General features: G+C 70.5%; 21 protein-coding genes. 2 read left to right on the plus strand and 19 right to left on the minus strand.

The annotated features are described in order from the left end of the window. Position 1: 1 nt before the first annotated feature. Positions 2 to 385: a VOC family protein gene (locus ABD709_RS13960; protein ID WP_344776411.1), complete on the plus strand. Its 384-nt coding sequence runs from the start codon at positions 2 to 4 to the stop codon at positions 383 to 385. Here the strand turns inward: ABD709_RS13960 and ABD709_RS13965 are convergent. The 18 genes from ABD709_RS13965 to ABD709_RS14050 form a co-directional block, all read right to left on the minus strand. Continuing rightward, positions 382 to 1,575 carry an MFS transporter gene (locus ABD709_RS13965; protein WP_344776413.1) on the minus strand — a complete coding sequence of 398 codons (1,194 nt, stop codon included), beginning with the start codon at positions 1,573 to 1,575 and terminating at the stop codon, positions 382 to 384. The genes ABD709_RS13960 and ABD709_RS13965 overlap by 4 nt on opposite strands. Continuing rightward, a complete protein-coding gene (locus ABD709_RS13970) occupies positions 1,572 to 2,012 on the minus strand; it encodes a DUF2550 domain-containing protein (protein ID WP_344776415.1) in 441 nt (146 codons plus the stop codon). Before ABD709_RS13970 ends, ABD709_RS13965 begins: the two co-directional genes overlap by 4 nt. Positions 2,013 to 2,025: 13 nt before the next feature. After that, entirely contained in the window at positions 2,026 to 2,421 is a 396-nt protein-coding gene (locus ABD709_RS13975) for a F0F1 ATP synthase subunit epsilon (protein ID WP_344776417.1), read from the minus strand. Next, complete coding sequence (gene atpD / locus ABD709_RS13980; protein WP_344776419.1) at positions 2,421 to 3,875, minus strand: F0F1 ATP synthase subunit beta; 1,455 nt, start codon at positions 3,873 to 3,875, stop codon at positions 2,421 to 2,423. Before atpD ends, ABD709_RS13975 begins: the two co-directional genes overlap by 1 nt. A gap of 25 nt (positions 3,876 to 3,900) precedes the next feature. Beyond that, positions 3,901 to 4,824, minus strand: coding sequence for a F0F1 ATP synthase subunit gamma (locus ABD709_RS13985; protein WP_344776421.1), 924 nt, complete (start codon positions 4,822 to 4,824; stop codon positions 3,901 to 3,903). Positions 4,825 to 4,827: 3 nt separating this feature from the next. Further along, complete coding sequence (gene atpA, locus ABD709_RS13990; protein ID WP_344776423.1) at positions 4,828 to 6,468, minus strand: F0F1 ATP synthase subunit alpha; 1,641 nt, start codon at positions 6,466 to 6,468, stop codon at positions 4,828 to 4,830. Positions 6,469 to 6,512: 44 nt separating this feature from the next. After that, complete coding sequence (locus ABD709_RS13995; RefSeq protein WP_344776425.1) at positions 6,513 to 7,313, minus strand: F0F1 ATP synthase subunit delta; 801 nt, start codon at positions 7,311 to 7,313, stop codon at positions 6,513 to 6,515. Beyond that, positions 7,313 to 7,855 (minus strand): F0F1 ATP synthase subunit B, encoded by a 543-nt coding sequence (locus ABD709_RS14000; protein WP_344776427.1) that lies wholly within the window; start codon positions 7,853 to 7,855, stop codon positions 7,313 to 7,315. The genes ABD709_RS13995 and ABD709_RS14000 overlap by 1 nt, the downstream gene beginning before the upstream one ends. A gap of 25 nt (positions 7,856 to 7,880) precedes the next feature. Continuing rightward, entirely contained in the window at positions 7,881 to 8,144 is a 264-nt protein-coding gene (locus tag ABD709_RS14005) for a F0F1 ATP synthase subunit C (RefSeq protein ID WP_344776429.1), read from the minus strand. An 82-nt stretch (positions 8,145 to 8,226) separates the two neighbouring features. Further along, entirely contained in the window at positions 8,227 to 9,003 is a 777-nt protein-coding gene (atpB, locus tag ABD709_RS14010) for a F0F1 ATP synthase subunit A (RefSeq protein WP_344776431.1), read from the minus strand. Between the two features lie 8 nt (positions 9,004 to 9,011). Then, positions 9,012 to 9,437: a hypothetical protein gene (locus ABD709_RS14015; protein WP_344776433.1), complete on the minus strand. Its 426-nt coding sequence runs from the start codon at positions 9,435 to 9,437 to the stop codon at positions 9,012 to 9,014. 6 nt (positions 9,438 to 9,443) lie between these two features. Then, complete coding sequence (locus ABD709_RS14020) at positions 9,444 to 9,644, minus strand: hypothetical protein (protein ID WP_344776435.1); 201 nt, start codon at positions 9,642 to 9,644, stop codon at positions 9,444 to 9,446. Positions 9,645 to 9,811: 167 nt separating this feature from the next. Beyond that, positions 9,812 to 10,978 carry a glycosyltransferase family 4 protein gene (locus ABD709_RS14025; RefSeq protein ID WP_344776437.1) on the minus strand — a complete coding sequence of 389 codons (1,167 nt, stop codon included), beginning with the start codon at positions 10,976 to 10,978 and terminating at the stop codon, positions 9,812 to 9,814. After that, positions 10,971 to 11,726 (minus strand): L-threonylcarbamoyladenylate synthase, encoded by a 756-nt coding sequence (locus ABD709_RS14030; RefSeq protein WP_344776439.1) that lies wholly within the window; start codon positions 11,724 to 11,726, stop codon positions 10,971 to 10,973. The genes ABD709_RS14025 and ABD709_RS14030 overlap by 8 nt, the downstream gene beginning before the upstream one ends. A 31-nt stretch (positions 11,727 to 11,757) precedes the next feature. Then, entirely contained in the window at positions 11,758 to 12,624 is an 867-nt protein-coding gene (gene prmC, locus ABD709_RS14035) for a peptide chain release factor N(5)-glutamine methyltransferase (protein ID WP_344776440.1), read from the minus strand. After that, on the minus strand, positions 12,624 to 13,703 hold the full coding sequence (prfA, locus tag ABD709_RS14040; protein WP_344776442.1) for a peptide chain release factor 1: 1,080 nt from the start codon (positions 13,701 to 13,703) through the stop codon (positions 12,624 to 12,626). The genes prmC and prfA overlap by 1 nt, the downstream gene beginning before the upstream one ends. 8 nt (positions 13,704 to 13,711) lie before the next feature. Further along, positions 13,712 to 13,924 (minus strand): 50S ribosomal protein L31, encoded by a 213-nt coding sequence (gene rpmE, locus ABD709_RS14045; protein ID WP_344776444.1) that lies wholly within the window; start codon positions 13,922 to 13,924, stop codon positions 13,712 to 13,714. A 134-nt stretch (positions 13,925 to 14,058) separates the two neighbouring features. Next, the gene (locus tag ABD709_RS14050; RefSeq protein WP_344776446.1) at positions 14,059 to 14,607 is read right to left on the minus strand and encodes a TetR/AcrR family transcriptional regulator; all 549 of its coding nucleotides are present in this window, start codon (positions 14,605 to 14,607) and stop codon (positions 14,059 to 14,061) included. A gap of 175 nt (positions 14,608 to 14,782) precedes the next feature. On the opposite strand from ABD709_RS14050, the gene ABD709_RS14055 reads away from it, so the two are divergent. Beyond that, entirely contained in the window at positions 14,783 to 16,249 is a 1,467-nt protein-coding gene (locus ABD709_RS14055; protein WP_344776448.1) for an MFS transporter, read from the plus strand. 87 nt (positions 16,250 to 16,336) lie between these two features. Here the strand turns inward: ABD709_RS14055 and rho are convergent, their stop codons facing one another. Further along, a complete protein-coding gene (gene rho, locus ABD709_RS14060; protein WP_344776630.1) occupies positions 16,337 to 17,980 on the minus strand; it encodes a transcription termination factor Rho in 1,644 nt (547 codons plus the stop codon). Positions 17,981 to 18,035 lie beyond the last annotated feature (55 nt).

Consider the following 18,035-nt stretch of genomic DNA (forward strand, 5'->3'; position numbering starts at 1 on the left):
CATGACCACAGTCACCACCATCGGGACGGCCATGTTCTCGGTCGCCGACCAGGACGCCGCGATCGCGTTCTACACCGACAAGCTCGGGTGGGAGCTCCGCTCCGAGACCGCGTTCGGCGACGGGGCCGAGGCAGGTCGCTGGGTGGAGGTCGCGCCGCCGGGCTCGACGACCGTGCTCGCCTTGAACCCGCCGATGGAGGGCGAGCCCGGGGGCGGCAGCATCGGCGTGGAGAGCACGGACGTCGCCGCCGAGCGGGAGCGGCTGGACGGTGTGGACGGCGTGCAGGTCGGCGAGATGATGGGCGGTGAGGGCCCGGTGCCGCAGATGTTCTCCGTGACGGATCCGGACGGCAACTGGATCTGGGTGGTCCAGGCGGCCGGCTAGGCCGGCTTCCTCGCGGCACCGACGGTCAGCACCGCGACGCCCATCAGGGCGGCGACCGCGAGCAGCGAGTCGAGCGTGCCGACCGCGTCGCCGAGCGCGCCCAGCAGCGGCGGCCCGGTGAGGAACGCGCCGTAGCCGATCGTGGCGACGACACTCACCCGCCGCGCGGAGCCGGCCGCGTCGTCGGCGGCGGCGCTCATGCCGACCGGGAAGCCGAGCGCGACACCGCTTCCCCACAGCACGATGCCGAGCCCGGCCGCCGGTCCGGAGACCCCGGCGACGACGAGCAGAACACCGGCCCCCGACACAACCGCCAGGACGGCGAGGACCGGCACCCGGCCCCACCGGTCCAGGGCGACCGGGCCGGTCAGCCGCCCGAGGGTCATCGCCGAGACGAACAGCGCGAAGCCGGCGACGCCGACCCAGTGCGGCGCGTCGTAGCCGTCGATCAGGGCCAGGGTCAGCCAGTCGTTGGCCGCCCCCTCCCCGGCCGCGAAGCAGAGCACCATCACGCCGATCGCCAGCGTCCGCGGCTCGGTCCACGGGCTCCGCGACCTCCCCGGCCCGGCCACGTCCTCACCGGCCCGGGCGACGTCGGCCGACCGCGGCAGGAACAGCCCTGCGGCGCCGGCGGTGGCACCGCAGGCGATCACGCCGCCGACCGCGAGATGGAGGAGCACCGGCACGTCCGCACGGGTCAGGAGTACGCCGATCCCGGCCCCTCCGAACGTGCCCAGGCTCCAGGCCGCGTGGAACCGCGGCATGATCGTGCGGTCCAGCGCGCGCTCGACCTCGGCCGCCTCCACGTTCATGGCCACGTCCCAGCTCGAGATGCCGATGCCGTAGATCGCGAAGCCGGCCGCCGTGAGCACCACGGAGGACGCCGCGCCGACACCGACGCCGGCGAGCACCAGGCCGGTCAGCGCGAACCCGCTGCCGACCCGGACCACCGCGGTGGGCCCGTACCGGCCGACGAACACGCCGCTCGCCGAGAGGGCCGCCAGCGATCCGAGCGAGATGGTGAGCAGCAGCAGCCCGAGGTCGCCGTTGGAGAGGTCCAGGTTGCCCCGGACGTCGGGCAGCCGCGCGACCAGGCAGGAGAAGGAGAGCCCGTTGAGCGCGAAGACCCACGCGACGGCGGGTCTCGAGACGGCCGCTGCGCGACCGCCCCGACCATCGGAACCGTTCACTGGTTCCAGTCGGTACCGGGGGGCCGGGCCTCGAGCCAGGCCTGGAAGCCGGTGAGGGACGACTCGCTCATCGCGAGCTCGACCAGGCCGGTGGACGAGGTGCACCGGATGACCACGTGGTCGGGGTAGAGCGACATCTGCTCGGCGCCGAGCGGCTCCCGGCGGCCGTCGTAGCTCAGCTCGTCACGGTTCCAGGCGGCGTTCGGTCGGGGCCAGAGGGTGAAGATGCGGAACCACTCCAGGCGCTCGCCGGAGTAGCGGCCGAGGCCGAGCACCCAGCCCCGGCCCGGGACGTCGTCCCGGAGCCGGTGGCTGAGCTCGAACGTTCCACCGTGCCGTGCGATCACGCGGCGGCGGAGGATCAGCGCGGCCCCGTAGGCCAGCAGCAGGAGCAGCACCACGCCCGACAGGTCGAGCAGCCACCCCCACCACGCCATCGAGGCCGCGGACCTAACGGACCTTCTCGGCGGCGCGGATCCGCGCCTCGGCGTACCGGATCCGCTTCTCGGCATCGTCCATGACGCTGATCTGCGCCCGCGCGTGCTCGAGGTCGGCCTCCGCCTTGTCGACGTGGATCTCCTCGCCGAGGTCGACGTGCTCGGAGAGGACCGACACCCGGTCGGCCGCGACGGAGAGGAACCCTCCGTCGACCGCGGCGATGATGACGTCGGAGGTGTCGGCGACCTGGATCTCGACCACCGCCTCGCTGAGCAGGGACAGCACCGGAGTGTGGCCCCGCAGCACGCCGAGGTCACCCTCGACGGTGCGCGCGATCACCATCGCCGCCTCGCCGGACCACACGGTCCGGTCGGCTGAGACGAGCTCCACGTGCAGGGCGTCGGCCATCAGAGGCTCTTCTGGATCTCGGCCCACTTCTTCTCGACGTCGTCCAGACCGCCGCACATGAAGAAGGCCTGCTCGGCCACGTGGTCGTACTCGCCGTCGCAGATCTTGTTGAACGCCTCGACCGTGTCCGAGATCGGTACGGTCGAGCCCTCGATGCCGGTGAACTGCTTGGCGACGTAGGTGTTCTGGGAGAGGAACCGCTGCAGCCGGCGGGCGCGGGACACGATGATCTTGTCCTCCTCCGACAGCTCGTCGACGCCGAGGATCGCGATGATGTCCTGCAGCTCCTTGTTGCGCTGGAGGATCTGCTTCACCCGGATGGCGCAGTCGTAGTGCTCCTGGCCGATGTACTGCGGGTCGAGGATCCGCGACGTGGAGGTCAGCGGGTCCACGGCCGGGTAGATGCCGAGCGACGCGATCTCACGGGAGAGCTCGGTCGTGGCGTCCAGGTGCGCGAAGGTGGTCGCCGGAGCCGGGTCGGTGTAGTCGTCCGCCGGCACGTAGATCGCCTGCATCGAGGTGATCGAGTGGCCACGGGTCGAGGTGATCCGCTCCTGCAGCGTGCCCATCTCGTCGGCGAGGTTGGGCTGGTAGCCCACCGCGGACGGCATCCGGCCGAGGAGCGTGGACACCTCGGACCCGGCCTGGGTGAACCGGAAGATGTTGTCGATGAACAGCAGCACGTCCTGGCCCTGCACGTCGCGGAAGTACTCCGCCATCGTGAGCGCCGACAGGGCCACGCGCAGCCGGGTGCCCGGCGGCTCGTCCATCTGACCGAACACGAGGGCGGTCTGGCCGATGACGCCGGCCTCCTCCATCTCGACGATCAGGTCGTTGCCCTCGCGGGTGCGCTCACCGACGCCCGCGAACACCGACACACCACCGTGGTCCTTGGCGACCCGGGCGATCATCTCCTGGATGAGCACGGTCTTGCCCACCCCGGCGCCGCCGAACAGGCCGATCTTGCCGCCCTGCACATAGGGCGTCAGCAGGTCGATGACCTTGATGCCGGTCTCGAACATCTGGGTCTTCGACTCGAGCTGGTCGAAGGCGGGCGCCTTGCGGTGGATGCCCCAGCGCTCCTCGACCTCGAACGTCTCGCCCTCCTCGAGGTTGAGGACGTCGCCGGTCGCGTTGAACACCTTGCCGAGCGTCTTGTCGCCGACGGGGACCGAGATCGGGCCGCCGGTGTCGGAGACCTGGGCACCGCGGACCAGGCCGTCGGTCGGCTTGAGCGAGATGGCTCGCACCATGCCGTCACCGATGTGCTGGGCGACCTCGAGCGGAAGGGTGGTGGTCTCGTCGCCCAGGGTCACGTCGACCTCGAGCTTGTTGTAGATCTCCGGCATCGCGTCGACGGGGAACTCCACGTCGACCACCGGGCCGATCACCCGGGCGATCCGGCCCGTCGTGCCCTCGGACTGGGCCGCAGTCTCGTCAACCGTTGCAGTCATGTGAATAGTCCTTCTTCGTGGGTTCTCAGTCGTTCGCGGCCTGAGCGTCGGCGAGCGCGTTGACGCCTCCGACGATCTCGCTGATTTCCTGGGTGATGCCGGCTTGCCGGGCCTGGTTCGCGACCCGGGTGAACTTCTTGATCAGTTCCTCGGCGTTGTCCGTGGCGGACTTCATCGCCTTCTGCCGGGCCGCGAGCTCCGAGGCAGCGGCCTGGAGCAGCGCGTAGAAGACCCGGCTCTGGACGTACTGCGGCAGCAGCCCGTCGAGGACCTCCTCGGCGGAGGGCTCGAACTCGTAGAGCGGCAGCACCTCGTCCGCCTCGGGCTTCTCCTCACCCTCGACGACCTCCAGCGGCAACAGCCGCACGGCGGTCGGCTCCTGCACCAACATCGAGCGGAACCGGGTGTAGACGATGTGCACCTCGTCGGTGGCGTCGTCGGCGCCGCCCTCCTCCGCCCCTGCCATGAAGGCGTCGATCAGCGTCGCGCCGATCTCCTTCGCGACGTCGTAGTTCGGCTGGTCGGAGTGACCCGTCCAGGACGCGACGATCGGCCGGCCGCGGAACTTGAAGTACGCCTCGCCCTTGCGTCCGGAGACGAAGAGCTCGACCTCCTTGCCCTCGGAGCGGAGCTTCTCGGCAAGCCGCTCCGCCTCCTTGAGCACGCTCGAGGAGTAGGCGCCCGCCAGACCACGGTCGCTGGTCACCACCAGGATGGCGGCCCGGGTCGGGTCCTCCGGCTCGGTGGTCAGCGGGTGGTCGACGTTGGAGTACGTCGCCAGCGCCGAGACAGCACGGGTGAGCTCACGGGCGTACGGCGCCGCGGCGTTGGCCCGCTGCTGCGCCTTGATGATCCGGGACGCAGCAATGAGCTCCATGGCACGCGTGATCTTCTTCATCGACTCCGTCGACTTGATCCGCGCGCGGTACTCACGCAGCGATACGGCCATGCCTCAGCCTCGCTTCTGCTTGACGATCTGCTCCTGCTCGACGTCCTCGTCCTCGAGCGGCTCCGCCTCCTCGTGGCCGGCCTTGATCGAGCCGCCCTCGGAGGTCTGGAACTCGCCGAGGAACTCGTCGTAGGCAGCCGCGAGCTCCTCCTCGGTGGAGTCCTCGAACTTCTGGGACTCGCGGATGCCGTCGAGCAGCCCCGACTTCGACGCCTTGAGGCTCTCGAGGAACTCCCGCTCGAACTTGATCACGTCCTGGGTCGGGATGGGGTCGAGGCGACCCGAGGTGCCGAGCCACAGGGAGACGACCATCTCCTCCAGCGGGTACGGCGAGTAGGCCGGCTGCTTGAGCAGCGCCATCAGCCGCTGGCCACGGTCGAGCTGCTGGCGGGAGGCCGCGTCGAGGTCGGAGGCGAACATCGCGAACGCCTCCATCGCGCGGTACTGCGCCAGGTCGACCTTCAGCGAACCGGTGACGGCCTTCATCGCCTTGGTCATCGCCGAGCCACCCACGCGCGACACCGAGATGCCGACGTCGATGGCCGGGCGCTGGTTGGCCGCGAACAGGTCGGACTGCAGGAAGATCTGTCCGTCGGTGATCGAGATGACGTTGGTCGGGATGAACGCCGACACGTCGTTGGCCTTGGTCTCGATGATCGGGAGACCGGTCATGGAGCCCGCGCCCAGGTCGTCGGACAGCTTCGCGCAGCGCTCGAGGAGCCGGCTGTGCAGGTAGAAGACGTCACCCGGGTAGGCCTCGCGGCCCGGCGGGCGGCGCAGCAGCAGCGACACGGCGCGGTAGGCCTCCGCCTGCTTGGTCAGGTCGTCGAAGATGATCAGGACGTGCTTGCCGTCGTACATCCAGTGCTGGCCGATGGCGGACCCGGTGTAGGGCGCGAGGTACTTGAAGCCCGCGCTGTCCGAGGCCGGGGCGGCGACGATGGTCGTGTACTCCAGTGCGCCGGCCTCGTCGAGCGCGCCGCGCACCGAGGCGATCGTGGAGCCCTTCTGGCCGATCGCGACGTAGATGCAGCGGACCTGCTTCTCCGGGTCGCCGGACTCCCAGTTCTGCTTCTGGTTGATGATCGTGTCGATCGCGATCGTCGTCTTGCCCGTGGAGCGGTCGCCGATGATCAGCTGGCGCTGGCCGCGGCCGATCGGCGTCATCGCGTCGATCGCCTTGATGCCGGTCGCGAGCGGCTCGTGCACCGACTTGCGCTGCATCACACCCGGCGCCTGCAGCTCGAGCGCACGCCGCTCGTCGGACTCGATGTCGCCGAGGCCGTCGATCGGGGTGCCGAGCGGGTCCACGACGCGGCCGAGGTAGTTGTCGCCGACGGGGACCGAGAGGATGTCGCCGGTGCGACGGACCGTCTGGCCCTCCTCGATCTTGTCGAAGTCACCGAGGACGACGACGCCGATCTCGCGGGTGTCGAGGTTCAGCGCGATGCCGAGGGTGCCGTCCTCGAACTCGAGCAGCTCGTTGGCCATGGCCGAGGGGAGTCCGGAGACCCGGGCGATGCCGTCGGCGGTCTGCGCGACGACGCCGACCTCTTCCGTCTTGGCTGCCTCGGGCTGGTAGTCGGCGACGTACTTCTGGAGCGCGTCGCGGATCTCCTCCGGACGGATGGTGAGCTCCGTCATCTTCTGATGCCTTCTCTCTCGTGTCGTGCAGTAAGTCTGGGAGTTCAGCCGGCGAGCCGGCGTCGGGTCTCGTCGAGGCGGCTGGCGATGGTGCCGTCGATGACGTCGTTGCCGATCTCGACCCGGAGACCGCCGATGACGGAGGGGTCGACGACCACGTTCGCGTGGATCTCGCGCCCGTACTGCTGGCCCAGCCCGTCGGTGAGCTGGCGGAACTGCTCGTCCGACAGCGGCGAGGCGACGTGCACGGTTGCGACGCTCTTGCCGTGCACCTCGCCCGCCAGGGTGCGGTAGGCGCCCAACGCCGCCGAGACGGTGCCGTAGCTGCCGAGCAGAGCCTGCCGGGTGAGGGCAACCGTCGCCGGCTGCACCTTGTCACCCAGCACCTGCTCGACCAGCGCGGACTTGTCCTCGGTCGACCGGGCGGGGTCCGAGAGCGCGTCGCGGAGCGCCGGGTTGTGGTCGATCAGCCGGCGGACCTCGAACAGCTCGTCGGAGAGCCGGCCGGGGTCGTCGCTGGACAGCACGGCCGCGACCTCGGAGAGCCGCTCGAGAGCGTCGGTGAGGTCGGTCCCGTGCCGCCAGCGGCGCGACACCGCGGAGACGATGACGTCGAGGGCCTGCTCGTCGACCCGCGAGCCGAAGACCTCGCGGATCATGCCGACCTTCGGCTCCTTGGGGATCGAGCCGTCGGTGAGGAACCGGCGCGCCGCGACTTCCTGCCGCAGGGTCTCCGCCGCGCTCAGCAGTGCCTCACCGATGGCGGCCGCCTTCTTCGACGGCGACTCCTTGAGCTCGTCGGTCAGCTCGGCGACGGCCTCGGCTGAGGCCCCACGGAAGTCCATCAGTGGGAGCCTCCCGCCGGAGCCTTGTCGTTCAGGTCCTCCAGGAACCGGTCGACGACCCGGCTCTGCCGGGCCTCGTCCTCGAGGCTCTCGCCCACGATCCGGCCGGCGAGCTCGGTCGCCAGGCCACCGACCTCCGCGCGGAGCGAGGCGACGGCCTGCTGCCGCTCGGCGTCGATCTGGGTCTTGCCGTGCTCGACGATCCGCGCCGCCTCGGCCTGCGCCTGCTCGCGCATCTCGGCGATGATCGCCGCACCCTGCTCGCGGGCCTGCTCACGGATGCGAGCGGCCTCCTGCCGGGCCTCGGCGATCTGCGACTGGAACTCGTCCTTGGCGGAGTTGGCCTCCTCCTTGGCCTGGTCCAGCTCGGCGAACTGCTGCCGGATGGCCTCCTGGCGAGCCGTCATCGCGCGGTTGATCGGGGGCACGATGTACTTCGCGAGGATGAAGAACATGATCGCGAACGCGATCAACTCCACGAAGAACGTGCCGTTGGGCACGAGGAAGTTGCTCTCCAGCGGGATCATTTGCGGCTTGGTCATCTAGGTCTCCCTGCCCGGGACGGACTCACTTACCGCCGAGGACGAACACGAACAGAGCCATGAAGGCGAGGTTGATGAAGAACATCGCCTCGACCAGACCCACGGTCAGGAAGAAGATCGTCTGCAGGCGGCCCTGGGCCTCCGGCTGACGCGCGACACCCTGGATGTACGACGAACCGGCGAGACCGTCACCGATACCAGCGCCGACAGCACCGCCACCGAGCGCGAGGCCACCGCCGACGAAGGCACCGGCGAGGGTGACGGCCTGGTTGATGTTCTCGACTGCCATGATTCTCCTTGGTTTCCGCGCCGACCTGGTTCATCAGGCCCGGCGCTGATTGGTTTACCTCTTGGGCGAGCTGAGCCGGGGCTCAGGCCGCGAGTTCGGGGGTCTTCTCTTCGTGCTCGGCGTGCTCCTCGTGGTCGTCGTGACCGGCGCCCGCCATCGCGAAGTAGAGCACGGTCAGCAACGCGAAGATGAATGCCTGGAGGCCGCCGATGACCATGTCGAACATCTTCCAGAGCACGTTGGCGATCGGCATGCCGGCGTACCACGGGATGGCGGCGATCAGGGCGAGCATGATGCCGCCGGCGAAGATGTTGCCGAAGAGTCGCAGTGCCAGCGTGACCGGCTTGACGAGCTCCTCGAGGACGTTGAGCGGGAGCAGCACCGGGTAGGGCTGCACGAAGTGCTTGAAGTAGGCGAGTCCGTTCTTGCGGATGCCGTAGATCCAGACGCTGACGACGGCGAAGATCGCCATCGCGTAGGTCAGGTTGGTGTCCGACGTCGGCGCCGGGAGCAGGTGGGCCCGCTCGTTCAGCTCGGTCGGCACCAGCTCGAGCCAGTTGGCGACCAGGATGAAGAAGAACAGCGAGATCGCCAGCGGCGCGACGAACGGGTGCACCTTGCCGAGGTTGTCCTCGACCTGGGCGTTCACCTCGCCGACGACCGACTCCCAGATGATCTGGAGCTTGGTCGGCACGTGGTCCTCGGTGTTGCGCGTGAGCGCTCGCCGCACGAGGAACCCCAGCAGGATCACGATCGCGCCCGCGACGAGCGTGCTGATGATCGTGTCGATGTTGAAGGTGAGGCCGAACAGGTGGCGCTCAGGGTGCTCACCGGGGGTGATGTGGATCTCGAGGGGCATCAGGCCGCTCATTGGTTCTTCAGCTCCTTCAACAACGGAATCGTCGTCATGACCAGCGCGACGAGGCGGAAGATGGCGAGGCCGAGGAGGAGGCCCACTCCTTCGGGCCAGAAGGCTACAGAAGCGCCGACGGCCACGACAGCGAGGATGCAGAGGCGGACCACGGTGAACCGCGTGAGCCTGCCCCGGGTCGGCTCCTCACCCGAGGAGATGACGCGCAGCAGCCAGTACTCGGTGATCAGGTGGTTGACCAGGCCCAGCAGCACGCCGGCAGCGATGCACGCGGTCAGCAGCCAGCCGGCGCTGAAGCCGAACCAGATGCTGAAGATCATCATGCCGAGGGCGAGCAGCTCGACCTTGCGCTGGTCCGCGATCACGCGGGAGACGCTGGCGCCGGCAGACAGGGCGGGGACCTCGGGACCGATCGTCACCATGTCACCTCACTCGTCTTGATCACGGAGTGCGCTGAGCGCGCGCAGCACGAAAACAGTGGCGCCGAGCCCGATCCCGATGCCGACGCCCGCCACGGCGCCGATCGGCGACGACCCCGCAAGGTCATCGACCACGAGGCCGAGGACCGTGAAGCCCACGACGCAGGCGACAAGCATGCCGCCCAGGCCGAGGAGGTCGCGCCCACCCATCGGGATCCCTTCGGATCGACGTTCGGCCGGAACGTATCACAGCGCGAGAGGCCGTTCGGACGCGCCCCGGATGCTCGGACCGGGGTCCTCGAGGCGGTCGTTGCCATGGCCGTCCTTGGATCGTCACGAGCGGTTCCTGAGGGGAACCTGAGTGCTCGTGAAAGTTATCACAAAGTCGGCTCTGCCTCCGAATCGGAAGGCTGTGCGGCCGCGACCTCGGGCCGGTGGAACAGCGGCAGCACGAACGTGAGCCCGACCGTCGCCGCCAGCGCGACCGCGATCCCGATCCAGACCAGCGGACCGGTGAACAGGCTGGCGAAGACGGTGCCGAACGCGATCAGCCCTGCCCAGAGCCACATGATGAGGACCGCGCGCCCCTGCGAGTGACCGATCTCGAGGAGCCGGTGGTGCAGGTGCTGCTTGTCGGGGGCGAACGGGGACCGGCCGGCGCGCGTGCGGCGCACGACGGCGAGCACCAGGTCGGCGAGCGGGACGATGAGGATCAGGATCGGCAGGACCACCGGCAGCAGCACGGGGAGCAGGCTCGCGCGCGCCCCGTCCACCGCGCGGCTGAGGTCGCCGGGCCCGAACTGGGTGGTCAGCGTGATCGCCGTCGAGGACAGCACGAGGCCGAGCAGCATCGAGCCGCTGTCGCCCATGAACAGCCGCGCCGGATGCAGGTTGTGGGCCAGGAAGCCCAGGCAGACGCCGGCGAGCGCCGCGGAGAGCAGCGCCCCGGTCGTCGCGCGCGTGATGTCGTTGGCGACCGAGAGGGAGTAGCAGAACACGAAGAACGCGATCGCGCTGATGCCGATCACGCCGGCAGCCAGTCCGTCGAGCCCGTCGATGAAGTTGACCGCGTTCACGGTCGTGACGACGACGAAGAGGGTCAGCAGCGCGCCCTGCGCGGGGTCGAGGGAGAACTGGGACTTCCCGTCTCCCTGGAAGAAGTAGCGGAACTGGATCCCGGAGTAGACGAGCACGCCGACCGCGAGCACCTGCCCCCCGAACTTGGTGAGCGCGTCGAGGTCGAAGATGTCGTCGATCACGCCGACGGCACAGACCAGCGCTCCGGCGACCAGGACCGAGAGCGCGTCCTCGAACACGAAGGGCTGGCTGGTGGACAGGAACGGCAGCTCCCGGGCCACGAGGTAGGCCGCGAACAGGCCGCCGAGCATCGCCAGGCCCCCGAGGTAGGGGATCGGCTCGGCGTGCACGTCGCGGTCGCGCACCTTGGCGACCGCGCCGGTGCGGATCGCGATCTCCCGGGCGACGACGGTGAGGAGATAGGTCACCGCCGCGGCGACGAGGAAGACGACGAAGTACTCACGCATCGGTCGACGGCGCCTCCGCCTCGTCGGTACCGCCCTTCTCCGGCTTCTCTTCCTTCTCGCCGTTCTCGCCGTTCTCGTCGGTCTCGATCGTCACCTCGTGCTCGGCCAGTGCCTCGTCGAGCTCTGCGACCGAGATCGCGCCGAGGCGGAGCAGCCGCGGCCTCTCCCCCGTCGCGTCGACGATCGTCGAGGGCACGTTGCCCGGGGTCGGCCCCCCGTCGACGACGACCGCCACCCGGTCGCCGAGCATGTCCATCGCCTCGTCCGCATCCGTCGCGGCGGGCCGGCCGGTGAGGTTGGCCGAGCTGACCGCGAGCGGGCCGGTGCGGTCGAGCAGCTGCCGCACGGCCTCGTGGTCGGGCATCCGCACCGCGACGGTGCCCCGGGTGTCGCCGAGGTCCCACTGCAGCGAGCTCTGCTCGGTGCAGACCACGGTCAGCGGACCCGGCCAGAACGCGTCGCAGAGCGCGCGGACGTAGGGCCGGACGTCGGCCGCGAGCGCGTCGAGCGTCCCGGGGCTGCCGACGAGGACCGGCGGCGGCATGTCGCGACCGCGGCCCTTGGCCTCGAGCAGGCGGACCACCGCCTCCGGGTCGAACGCGTCGGCCGCGACGCCGTACACCGTGTCGGTCGGGATGACGACCAGCCGGCCCCGCTGGATCGCCAGCGCCGCCGCGTCGATCGCGGCGTCGAGCTCCTCGGGGTCGGCCCCGTCATTGCCCAGGTCGAAGCGCTGCGCCGTGCTCACGTCGCCCATCCTTGCACCGGACGTGCGCGGCTCAGCCGCGGGCACGCCGCGCAGTGAGGTACCGCGGGCGGCCGGCCAGGTCGCGATGGTCGCGGACCTCCTCCCAGCGCCCGGTGGCGGCGAAGACCGCGGGCGCGGCCTCCCCCTGGACGTCGGCGTGCTCGACGCCGATCACCCCGCCCTCGGCCACGAGCACGGCACCGCGTGCCTCGAGGGCCCGGATCGCGTCGAGGCCGTCGTCCCCCGAGAACAGGGCGAGGTGCGGGTCGTGCTCACGGGCCTCGACGGCCACCGACTCCCAGGCCTCCAGCGGGACGTAGGGCGGGTTGCTGACGACGACGTCCACCCGGCCGGCCAGCTCGTCGAAGGCCGTCGCGAAGTCACCCAGCCGGAGGTCGACGCCGGTCCCCGCGAGGTTGCGCTCGGCCCACGCGTGCGCCGCCTCGTCCAGCTCGACCGCGTGCACCTCCGCGCCCGGCACCTCGTCCACGATCGCCTTCGCGATCGCGCCCGACCCCGTGCACAGGTCCACCACCACCGCCGGCCCGTCGCGAAGCTCGAGCCGGGTCGGCGCGGTCAGCTGGTCGATCGCCCAGCCGGCGAGCAGCTCGGTCTCGGGGCGGGGCACGAACACCCCGGGGCCGACGGCCAGCTCGACGTGGCGGAAGTACGCGACGCCGGTGAGGTGCTGCAGCGGCTCCCGGGCGGCCCGCCGGTCGACGAGCCCGCCGAAGCTCTCCGCCGGCTCTGCGTCGACCGCCTCGATGAGGGCGAGCCGGGAGCGCGGGACGTCGAGAACGTGGGCCAGGAGGATTGCGGCGTCGTGCTCGGGGCTCTCGACGCCGGCCTCGCGCAGCCGCGCCTCGGCGTCGTGCAGCAGCGCGCGACGGGCGACCATCAGCCCTCGAGGGCCGCGAGCCGCTCGGCGAGGTCGGCCTCGACGCAGGAGTCGAGGACCGGCTGGAGGTCGCCGTCGAGGACCTGGTCGAGGTTGTAGGCCTTGTAGCCGGTGCGGTGGTCGGAGATCCGGTTCTCCGGGTAGTTGTAGGTCCGGATCCGCTCGGACCGGTCCACGGTGCGGACCTGGCTGCGCCGGGCCGCGCCGGCCGCGGCGTCCGCCTCCTCCTGGGCAGCGGCCAGCAGCCGGGCGCGCAGGATGCGCAGCGCCTGTTCCTTGTTCTGCAGCTGGCTCTTCTCGTTCTGGCAGCTGACGACGATGCCGGTGGGCAGGTGCGTGATCCGCACGGCCGAGTCGGTCGTGTTGACGCTCTGGCCGCCCGGGCCGCTGCTGCGGAAGACGTCGATGCGCAGGTCGCTGTCGTTGACCTCCACGTCGACCTGCTCGGCCTCGGGCAGCACCAGGACGCCGGCCGCGCTGGTGTGGATCCGGCCCTGCGACTCGGTCACCGGCACCCGCTGCACCCGGTGCACACCGGCCTCGAACTTGAGCAGGCCGAACGGTGCGGGGTTGTCGGGGCCGGGCTGACCCGAGCCGCCCTTCACGGCGACCGTGACCGACTTGTAGCCGCCGAGGTCGGACTCGGTGGCGTCGAGCACCTCGGTCTTCCAGCCGCGGCGCTCGGCGAAGCGGGTGTACATGCGGAGCAGGTCGCCGGCGAACAGCGCGCTCTCCTCGCCGCCCTCCCCCGACTTCACCTCGAGGATCGCGTCCTTGTCGTCGGTCGGGTCGCGCGGGACGAGCAGACGCTGCAGCCGCTCGGCGGCCGCCTCCTGGTGCTCCAGGAGGCCGGCCACCTCGTCGGCGAACGCGGGGTCGTCGGCTCCGAGCTCACGGGCCGCGGCGGCGTCGTCGCCGTACCGCTGCCACTCGCGCCAGGCCCCGATGATGTGGCCGAGCTCGGCGTACCGCCGGTTGAGGGTGCGCGCGAGCCGGGCGTCGGCGTGCGTCTCGGGCAGCCCGAGCTTCTGCTCGAGCTCGGCGTGCTCCGCCAGCAGGCCCTCGACCGCTTCGAACACCTGGTGGGTCAGGAGTTCTTCTTGCCGTACTTGGCCTCGAACTTGGCGACCCGACCGCCGGTGTCGAGGATCTTCTGCTTGCCCGTGTAGAACGGGTGGCACTGCGAGCAGACGTCGGCGTGGATCGTGCCGGAGGTCGCGGTGCTGCGCGTCGTGAACGTGTTGCCGCACGTGCAGGTCACGTTGGTCACGACGTAGTCGGGGTGGATGTCCTTCTTCATGGACTGGGGTCCTTTCCTAGAGCCCCGGGTCGTCGCACGGGATGTGGGACGTGAACCGGGACCGACCGATGGATTCTACGGACTGCGCGTGTCCAACACCCAATCGCGTGGGGTTGTTCCGCCGGGCGGAGGGCTCAGGCGAGCACGCCGTCGGCGACGACCTCGAGCATCGGCCGCACCACGTCGGGCGCCAGCTCGGACTGGTCAGCCACGGTGGCGACACCTCCAACCAGGCGCGCGACCTGCACCGCGTCGACGTCGGGCTTGAGGGCGCCCTGCTCGGCGAGCTGGGCGAGCACGCGCTCGTTGGCGCTGACCAGGACCGCGCACTTGGAGCGGATCGGCGAGTCCTGCACGCCGATCGCCGTGGTGAGCTTGGCCGGCCCGCCCTTGTGGGCGGAGATCACGCCGACATAGGTCTCGAACCAGTTGAGCAGCAGGTCCCGGGCGGAGCCCTCGTGGGCGAGCGCCTTGTCGGTGGCCGTCTCGACGGAGTCGACCCACGCCTGCATGACGGCGTCGATGAGCGCGTCCTTGGTCGGGAAGTGGCGGTAGAGCGTGCCGGGGCCGACACCCGCCTCGCGCGCGATCTCGTCGAGCGGGGCGTCGTAGCCCTTCTGGCGGAAGACCGCGCGTGCGACCTCGACGATGCGGTCCCGGTTGCGCTGCGCATCTGCGCGCATCGACCCTCATCCTCCTCGCGGTACGGCGGCCCGTGGCGGCTTCGCCCTTGCCAAACGGAGATTCTCTCCGTATGTTGGAATAACCGGAGACATCCTCCGCTTGTTCCCTTCAAGCGTCCAACCGGAGCACCTCTCCACATCATACCTCGGCCGCCCCGGCCAGAACAGGATTCTCATGTCAACCCTCACCACCGCGAGCGCCGAGACCCGGCGCACCCGGCTGCCGACCGACCTCCCGCCCGACGCCGGGCGGCTCGCGATCGGCATCTTCCTCGTCCTCCTCGCCCAGCTGATGCTCGTGCTGGACGCCACCGTCGTGAACGTCGCCCTCCCCCGGATCGGCTCCGACCTCGACTTCGGCGCCGCCGGTCTCTCCTGGGTGCTCAACGGCTACAGCCTCGCCTTCGGCGGGCTCCTGCTCCTCGGCGGTCGCCTCGGCGACGTCTTCGGCCGCCGCCGCGTGTTCCTGATCGGGCTCGCGGTGTTCGCCACCTTCTCCCTGGTGGGTGGCATCGCCTGGTCGGCTCCGGTGCTCGTGGGGTCGCGCGCCCTGCAGGGCGCCGGTGCCGCGCTCGCCGCGCCGTCGGTCCTCGCGCTGCTGACCACGAGCGCTCCCGACGACGCCGCTCGCAACCGCGCGCTCGCGTTGTTCTCGGCGGTCGCCTCCGGCGGCGGCGCGATCGGCCTGATCCTCGGCGGCGTGCTCACCGACCTCGTCTCGTGGCGATGGACGCTCTTCATCAACGTCCCGATCGCCGCGGTCGTGCTTCTCACCGTGAGCAGGTACGTCGACGAGACGCCGCGCCGCCCCGGCCGCTTCGACGTCGTCGGCGCGATCGCCGCCACCGGCGGCGCCGTGGCCATCGTCTGGGCCTTGATCGGCGTGCCCGACCACGGGTGGGCCTCGGTCCACACGATCGGTGGGCTGGCCGTCGGCCTGGGGCTGGTCGTCGTACTCGCGATCACGGAGCGGCGGGTCGCGCACCCGCTGCTCCGCCCGGCTCTGCTCCGCAGCCGACCGCGGGTGACGGCGCTGGTCGTGATGGCCGCGCTGTACGGCGGCATGCTCGCGATGTTCTTCGTGATGGTGCAGCTGCTCGAGGGCCGGCTCGGCTACGGACCGCTGGCCGCGGGCTTCGCGTTCCTGCCGCTGCCGCTGAGCGTGTTCACGATGTCGCGCATCAGCCCGCGACTGGTGGCGCGGTTCGGCCAGCCGCCGCTGATGGTGGTCGGGACGGCCGGGCTGGTGTTCGCCTTCTCCCGGCTGATCACGCTGGACGCCGGCTCCGGCTACTGGGACGGCCCGTTCCTGTCGCTCCTGGTGATGGGCCTCTCGGCGGGGATCAGCTTCATGCCGATCACCTCGCTGGTGCTCACCGGCGTCGAGCCGGAGCACGCGGGCTCGGCCTCCGGCCTGCTGCAGACCGTGCAGCAGCTCGGCGGCGCCGTCGGTCTCGCGATCGTCGCGACGACGTACGCCGAGCACTCCGCCGGCGGCTTCATCGACGGGGCGCACGCCGCCTTCACCGCTGCCGCGGTCCTCGCGGCCGTCGGGCTGGTCGCCGCGACCAGCCTCGTCGTACGCCGCTCGCCGGCACTGGCACCCGCCGGCGCTCCCGTCGGCGCTCCCGCCGTCGACTGACCCGGACGTACAGAAACAGCGCCGAGTCGGCTCAAGCTTGAGCCGACTCGGCGTGCTTTTTGAGTCAGAAGGTGCGCGGGGTCGGCATCAGCCCAGGACGCGCTCGGGGGCGGCCTTCTGCACCTGGGTGAGGAACTCGACGTTGGTGTGCGCGTTGCGGAGCCGCTCGAGGAGCAGCTCGAGGGCGCGCTCGCCGTCGAGGTCGGACAGCACGCGGCGGAGCTTCCAGATGATCTGCAGCTCCTCCTTGCCGAGCAGCAGCTCCTCGCGGCGGGTGCCGGAGGCGACCGGGTCGATCGCGGGGAAGATCCGCTTCTCGGCGAAGTCGTGCCGCAGCCGGATCTCCGTGTTCCCGGTGCCCTTGAACTCCTCGAAGATCACCTCGTCCATCTTCGAGCCGCTGTCGACGAGGGCGGTGGCGAGGATGGTGAGCGAGCCGCCGTTCTCGATGTTGCGCGCGGCGCCGAAGAACTTCTTCGGCGGGTAGAGCGCGGCCGCGTCGAAGCCGCCGGACAGGATCCGGCCGGATGCGGGCGTGGCCAGGTTGTAGGCGCGGCCGAGCCGGGTGAGGCCGTCGAGCAGCACCACCACGTCGTGCCCCAGCTCCACGAGCCGCTTGGCCCGCTCGATCGCGAGCTCCGCGACCGTGGTGTGGTCGACGGCCGGGCGGTCGAACGTCGAGGCGATCACCTCGCCCTTGACCGAGCGCTCGAAGTCGGTGACCTCCTCGGGGCGCTCGTCGACGAGCACGACCATCAGGTGGCACTCGGGGTTGTTGGTGGTGATCGAGCTGGCGATCGACTGCAGCATCACGGTCTTGCCCGCCTTGGCCGGCGAGACGATCAGGCCCCGCTGGCCCTTGCCGATCGGCGCGAGGATGTCGATGACCCGCCCGGTCAGGTTGTCCGGGGCGGTCTCCATCCGCAGCCGCTCGGTGGGGTACAGCGGCGTCAGGTCGCTGAACTCGACCCGGTTCTTCGCCTGCTCCGGCTCGACGCCGTTGACGCTGTCGATGCGGACCATCGGGTTGAACTTCTCGCGACGCTCCCCCTCGCGCGGCTGGCGCACCTGGCCGACGATCGCGTCACCACGGCGCAGGCCGTACTTCCGCACCATCGAGAGCGAGAGGTAGACGTCGTCGGCGCCGGCGAGGTAGCCGCTGGTCCGCACGAACGCGTAGTTGTCGAGCACGTCGAGGATGCCCGCGGCGGGTACGACGACATCGTCCTCGAGGATCGTGGTGTCGGGCTCGCGACCCGGACGAGCGGTGCGCTCGCGGTCCCGACCCCGCCGGCGGCGGTTGCGGCGGCTGCCGCCGTCCTCACCGTCGCCCTGGCCGGACCGCTCGGCGTCCTGATCGCCCTTCGGCTGGTCGCCCTTCGGCTGGTCGCCCTTCGGCTGGTCGCCCTTCGGCTGGTCCTTCGCGGGCTGGCCCTTGGCCTGGTCCCGCGCCGGGCGGTCCCGGCGCGGCGCCTGGTCCTCGGACCTCCTCGCCTCGCCCTGGTCGGGCTGGTCCGCGTTGTCCGCCTTGCCGTTCCGGTCGGCCCTGGCGGGCTTGTCGGGCTTGTCGGAGCTGTCGGGCTTGGGCTCGTCCTTCTTCGGTTCCTGGGCCCGGCCGGTCTGTCCCGACTGGGCGGCCTTGATCGCGTCGACGAGCTGGGCCTTCTTCATCCCGCCCGCGCCTGCGATGCCCATCCCGCTCGCCATCGCCTTGAGGTCGGCGAGCAGCATGGAGTTGAGTCCACCGGAGCGCTTCTTGGGAGCGGTCGCCTGGTCGGGCGCGGTG

It is taken from the genome of Nocardioides panacisoli, assembly GCF_039537325.1.
GTDB lineage: Bacteria > Actinomycetota > Actinomycetes > Propionibacteriales > Nocardioidaceae > Nocardioides > Nocardioides panacisoli.

What these genes read in the sequence shown, in the direction of transcription:
- ABD709_RS13960 (WP_344776411.1), top strand. Translation starts at nt 2, where the DNA reads ATGACCACAGTCACCACCATCGGGACGGCCATGTTCTCGGTCGCCGAC.
- ABD709_RS13970 (WP_344776415.1), bottom strand. Translation starts at nt 2,012, where the DNA reads ATGGCGTGGTGGGGGTGGCTGCTCGACCTGTCGGGCGTGGTGCTGCTC.
- ABD709_RS13975 (WP_344776417.1), bottom strand. Translation starts at nt 2,421, where the DNA reads ATGGCCGACGCCCTGCACGTGGAGCTCGTCTCAGCCGACCGGACCGTG.
- atpD (WP_344776419.1), bottom strand. Translation starts at nt 3,875, where the DNA reads ATGACTGCAACGGTTGACGAGACTGCGGCCCAGTCCGAGGGCACGACG.
- ABD709_RS13985 (WP_344776421.1), bottom strand. Translation starts at nt 4,824, where the DNA reads ATGGCCGTATCGCTGCGTGAGTACCGCGCGCGGATCAAGTCGACGGAG.
- atpA (WP_344776423.1), bottom strand. Translation starts at nt 6,468, where the DNA reads ATGACGGAGCTCACCATCCGTCCGGAGGAGATCCGCGACGCGCTCCAG.
- ABD709_RS13995 (WP_344776425.1), bottom strand. Translation starts at nt 7,313, where the DNA reads ATGGACTTCCGTGGGGCCTCAGCCGAGGCCGTCGCCGAGCTGACCGAC.
- ABD709_RS14000 (WP_344776427.1), bottom strand. Translation starts at nt 7,855, where the DNA reads ATGACCAAGCCGCAAATGATCCCGCTGGAGAGCAACTTCCTCGTGCCC.
- ABD709_RS14005 (WP_344776429.1), bottom strand. Translation starts at nt 8,144, where the DNA reads ATGGCAGTCGAGAACATCAACCAGGCCGTCACCCTCGCCGGTGCCTTC.
- atpB (WP_344776431.1), bottom strand. Translation starts at nt 9,003, where the DNA reads ATGCCCCTCGAGATCCACATCACCCCCGGTGAGCACCCTGAGCGCCAC.
- ABD709_RS14015 (WP_344776433.1), bottom strand. Translation starts at nt 9,437, where the DNA reads ATGGTGACGATCGGTCCCGAGGTCCCCGCCCTGTCTGCCGGCGCCAGC.
- ABD709_RS14020 (WP_344776435.1), bottom strand. Translation starts at nt 9,644, where the DNA reads ATGGGTGGGCGCGACCTCCTCGGCCTGGGCGGCATGCTTGTCGCCTGC.
- ABD709_RS14025 (WP_344776437.1), bottom strand. Translation starts at nt 10,978, where the DNA reads ATGCGTGAGTACTTCGTCGTCTTCCTCGTCGCCGCGGCGGTGACCTAT.
- prmC (WP_344776440.1), bottom strand. Translation starts at nt 12,624, where the DNA reads ATGGTCGCCCGTCGCGCGCTGCTGCACGACGCCGAGGCGCGGCTGCGC.
- rpmE (WP_344776444.1), bottom strand. Translation starts at nt 13,924, where the DNA reads ATGAAGAAGGACATCCACCCCGACTACGTCGTGACCAACGTGACCTGC.
- ABD709_RS14050 (WP_344776446.1), bottom strand. Translation starts at nt 14,607, where the DNA reads ATGCGCGCAGATGCGCAGCGCAACCGGGACCGCATCGTCGAGGTCGCA.
- ABD709_RS14055 (WP_344776448.1), top strand. Translation starts at nt 14,783, where the DNA reads ATGTCAACCCTCACCACCGCGAGCGCCGAGACCCGGCGCACCCGGCTG.
- rho (WP_344776630.1), bottom strand. Translation starts at nt 17,980, where the DNA reads ATGCTGCTCGCCGACCTCAAGGCGATGGCGAGCGGGATGGGCATCGCA.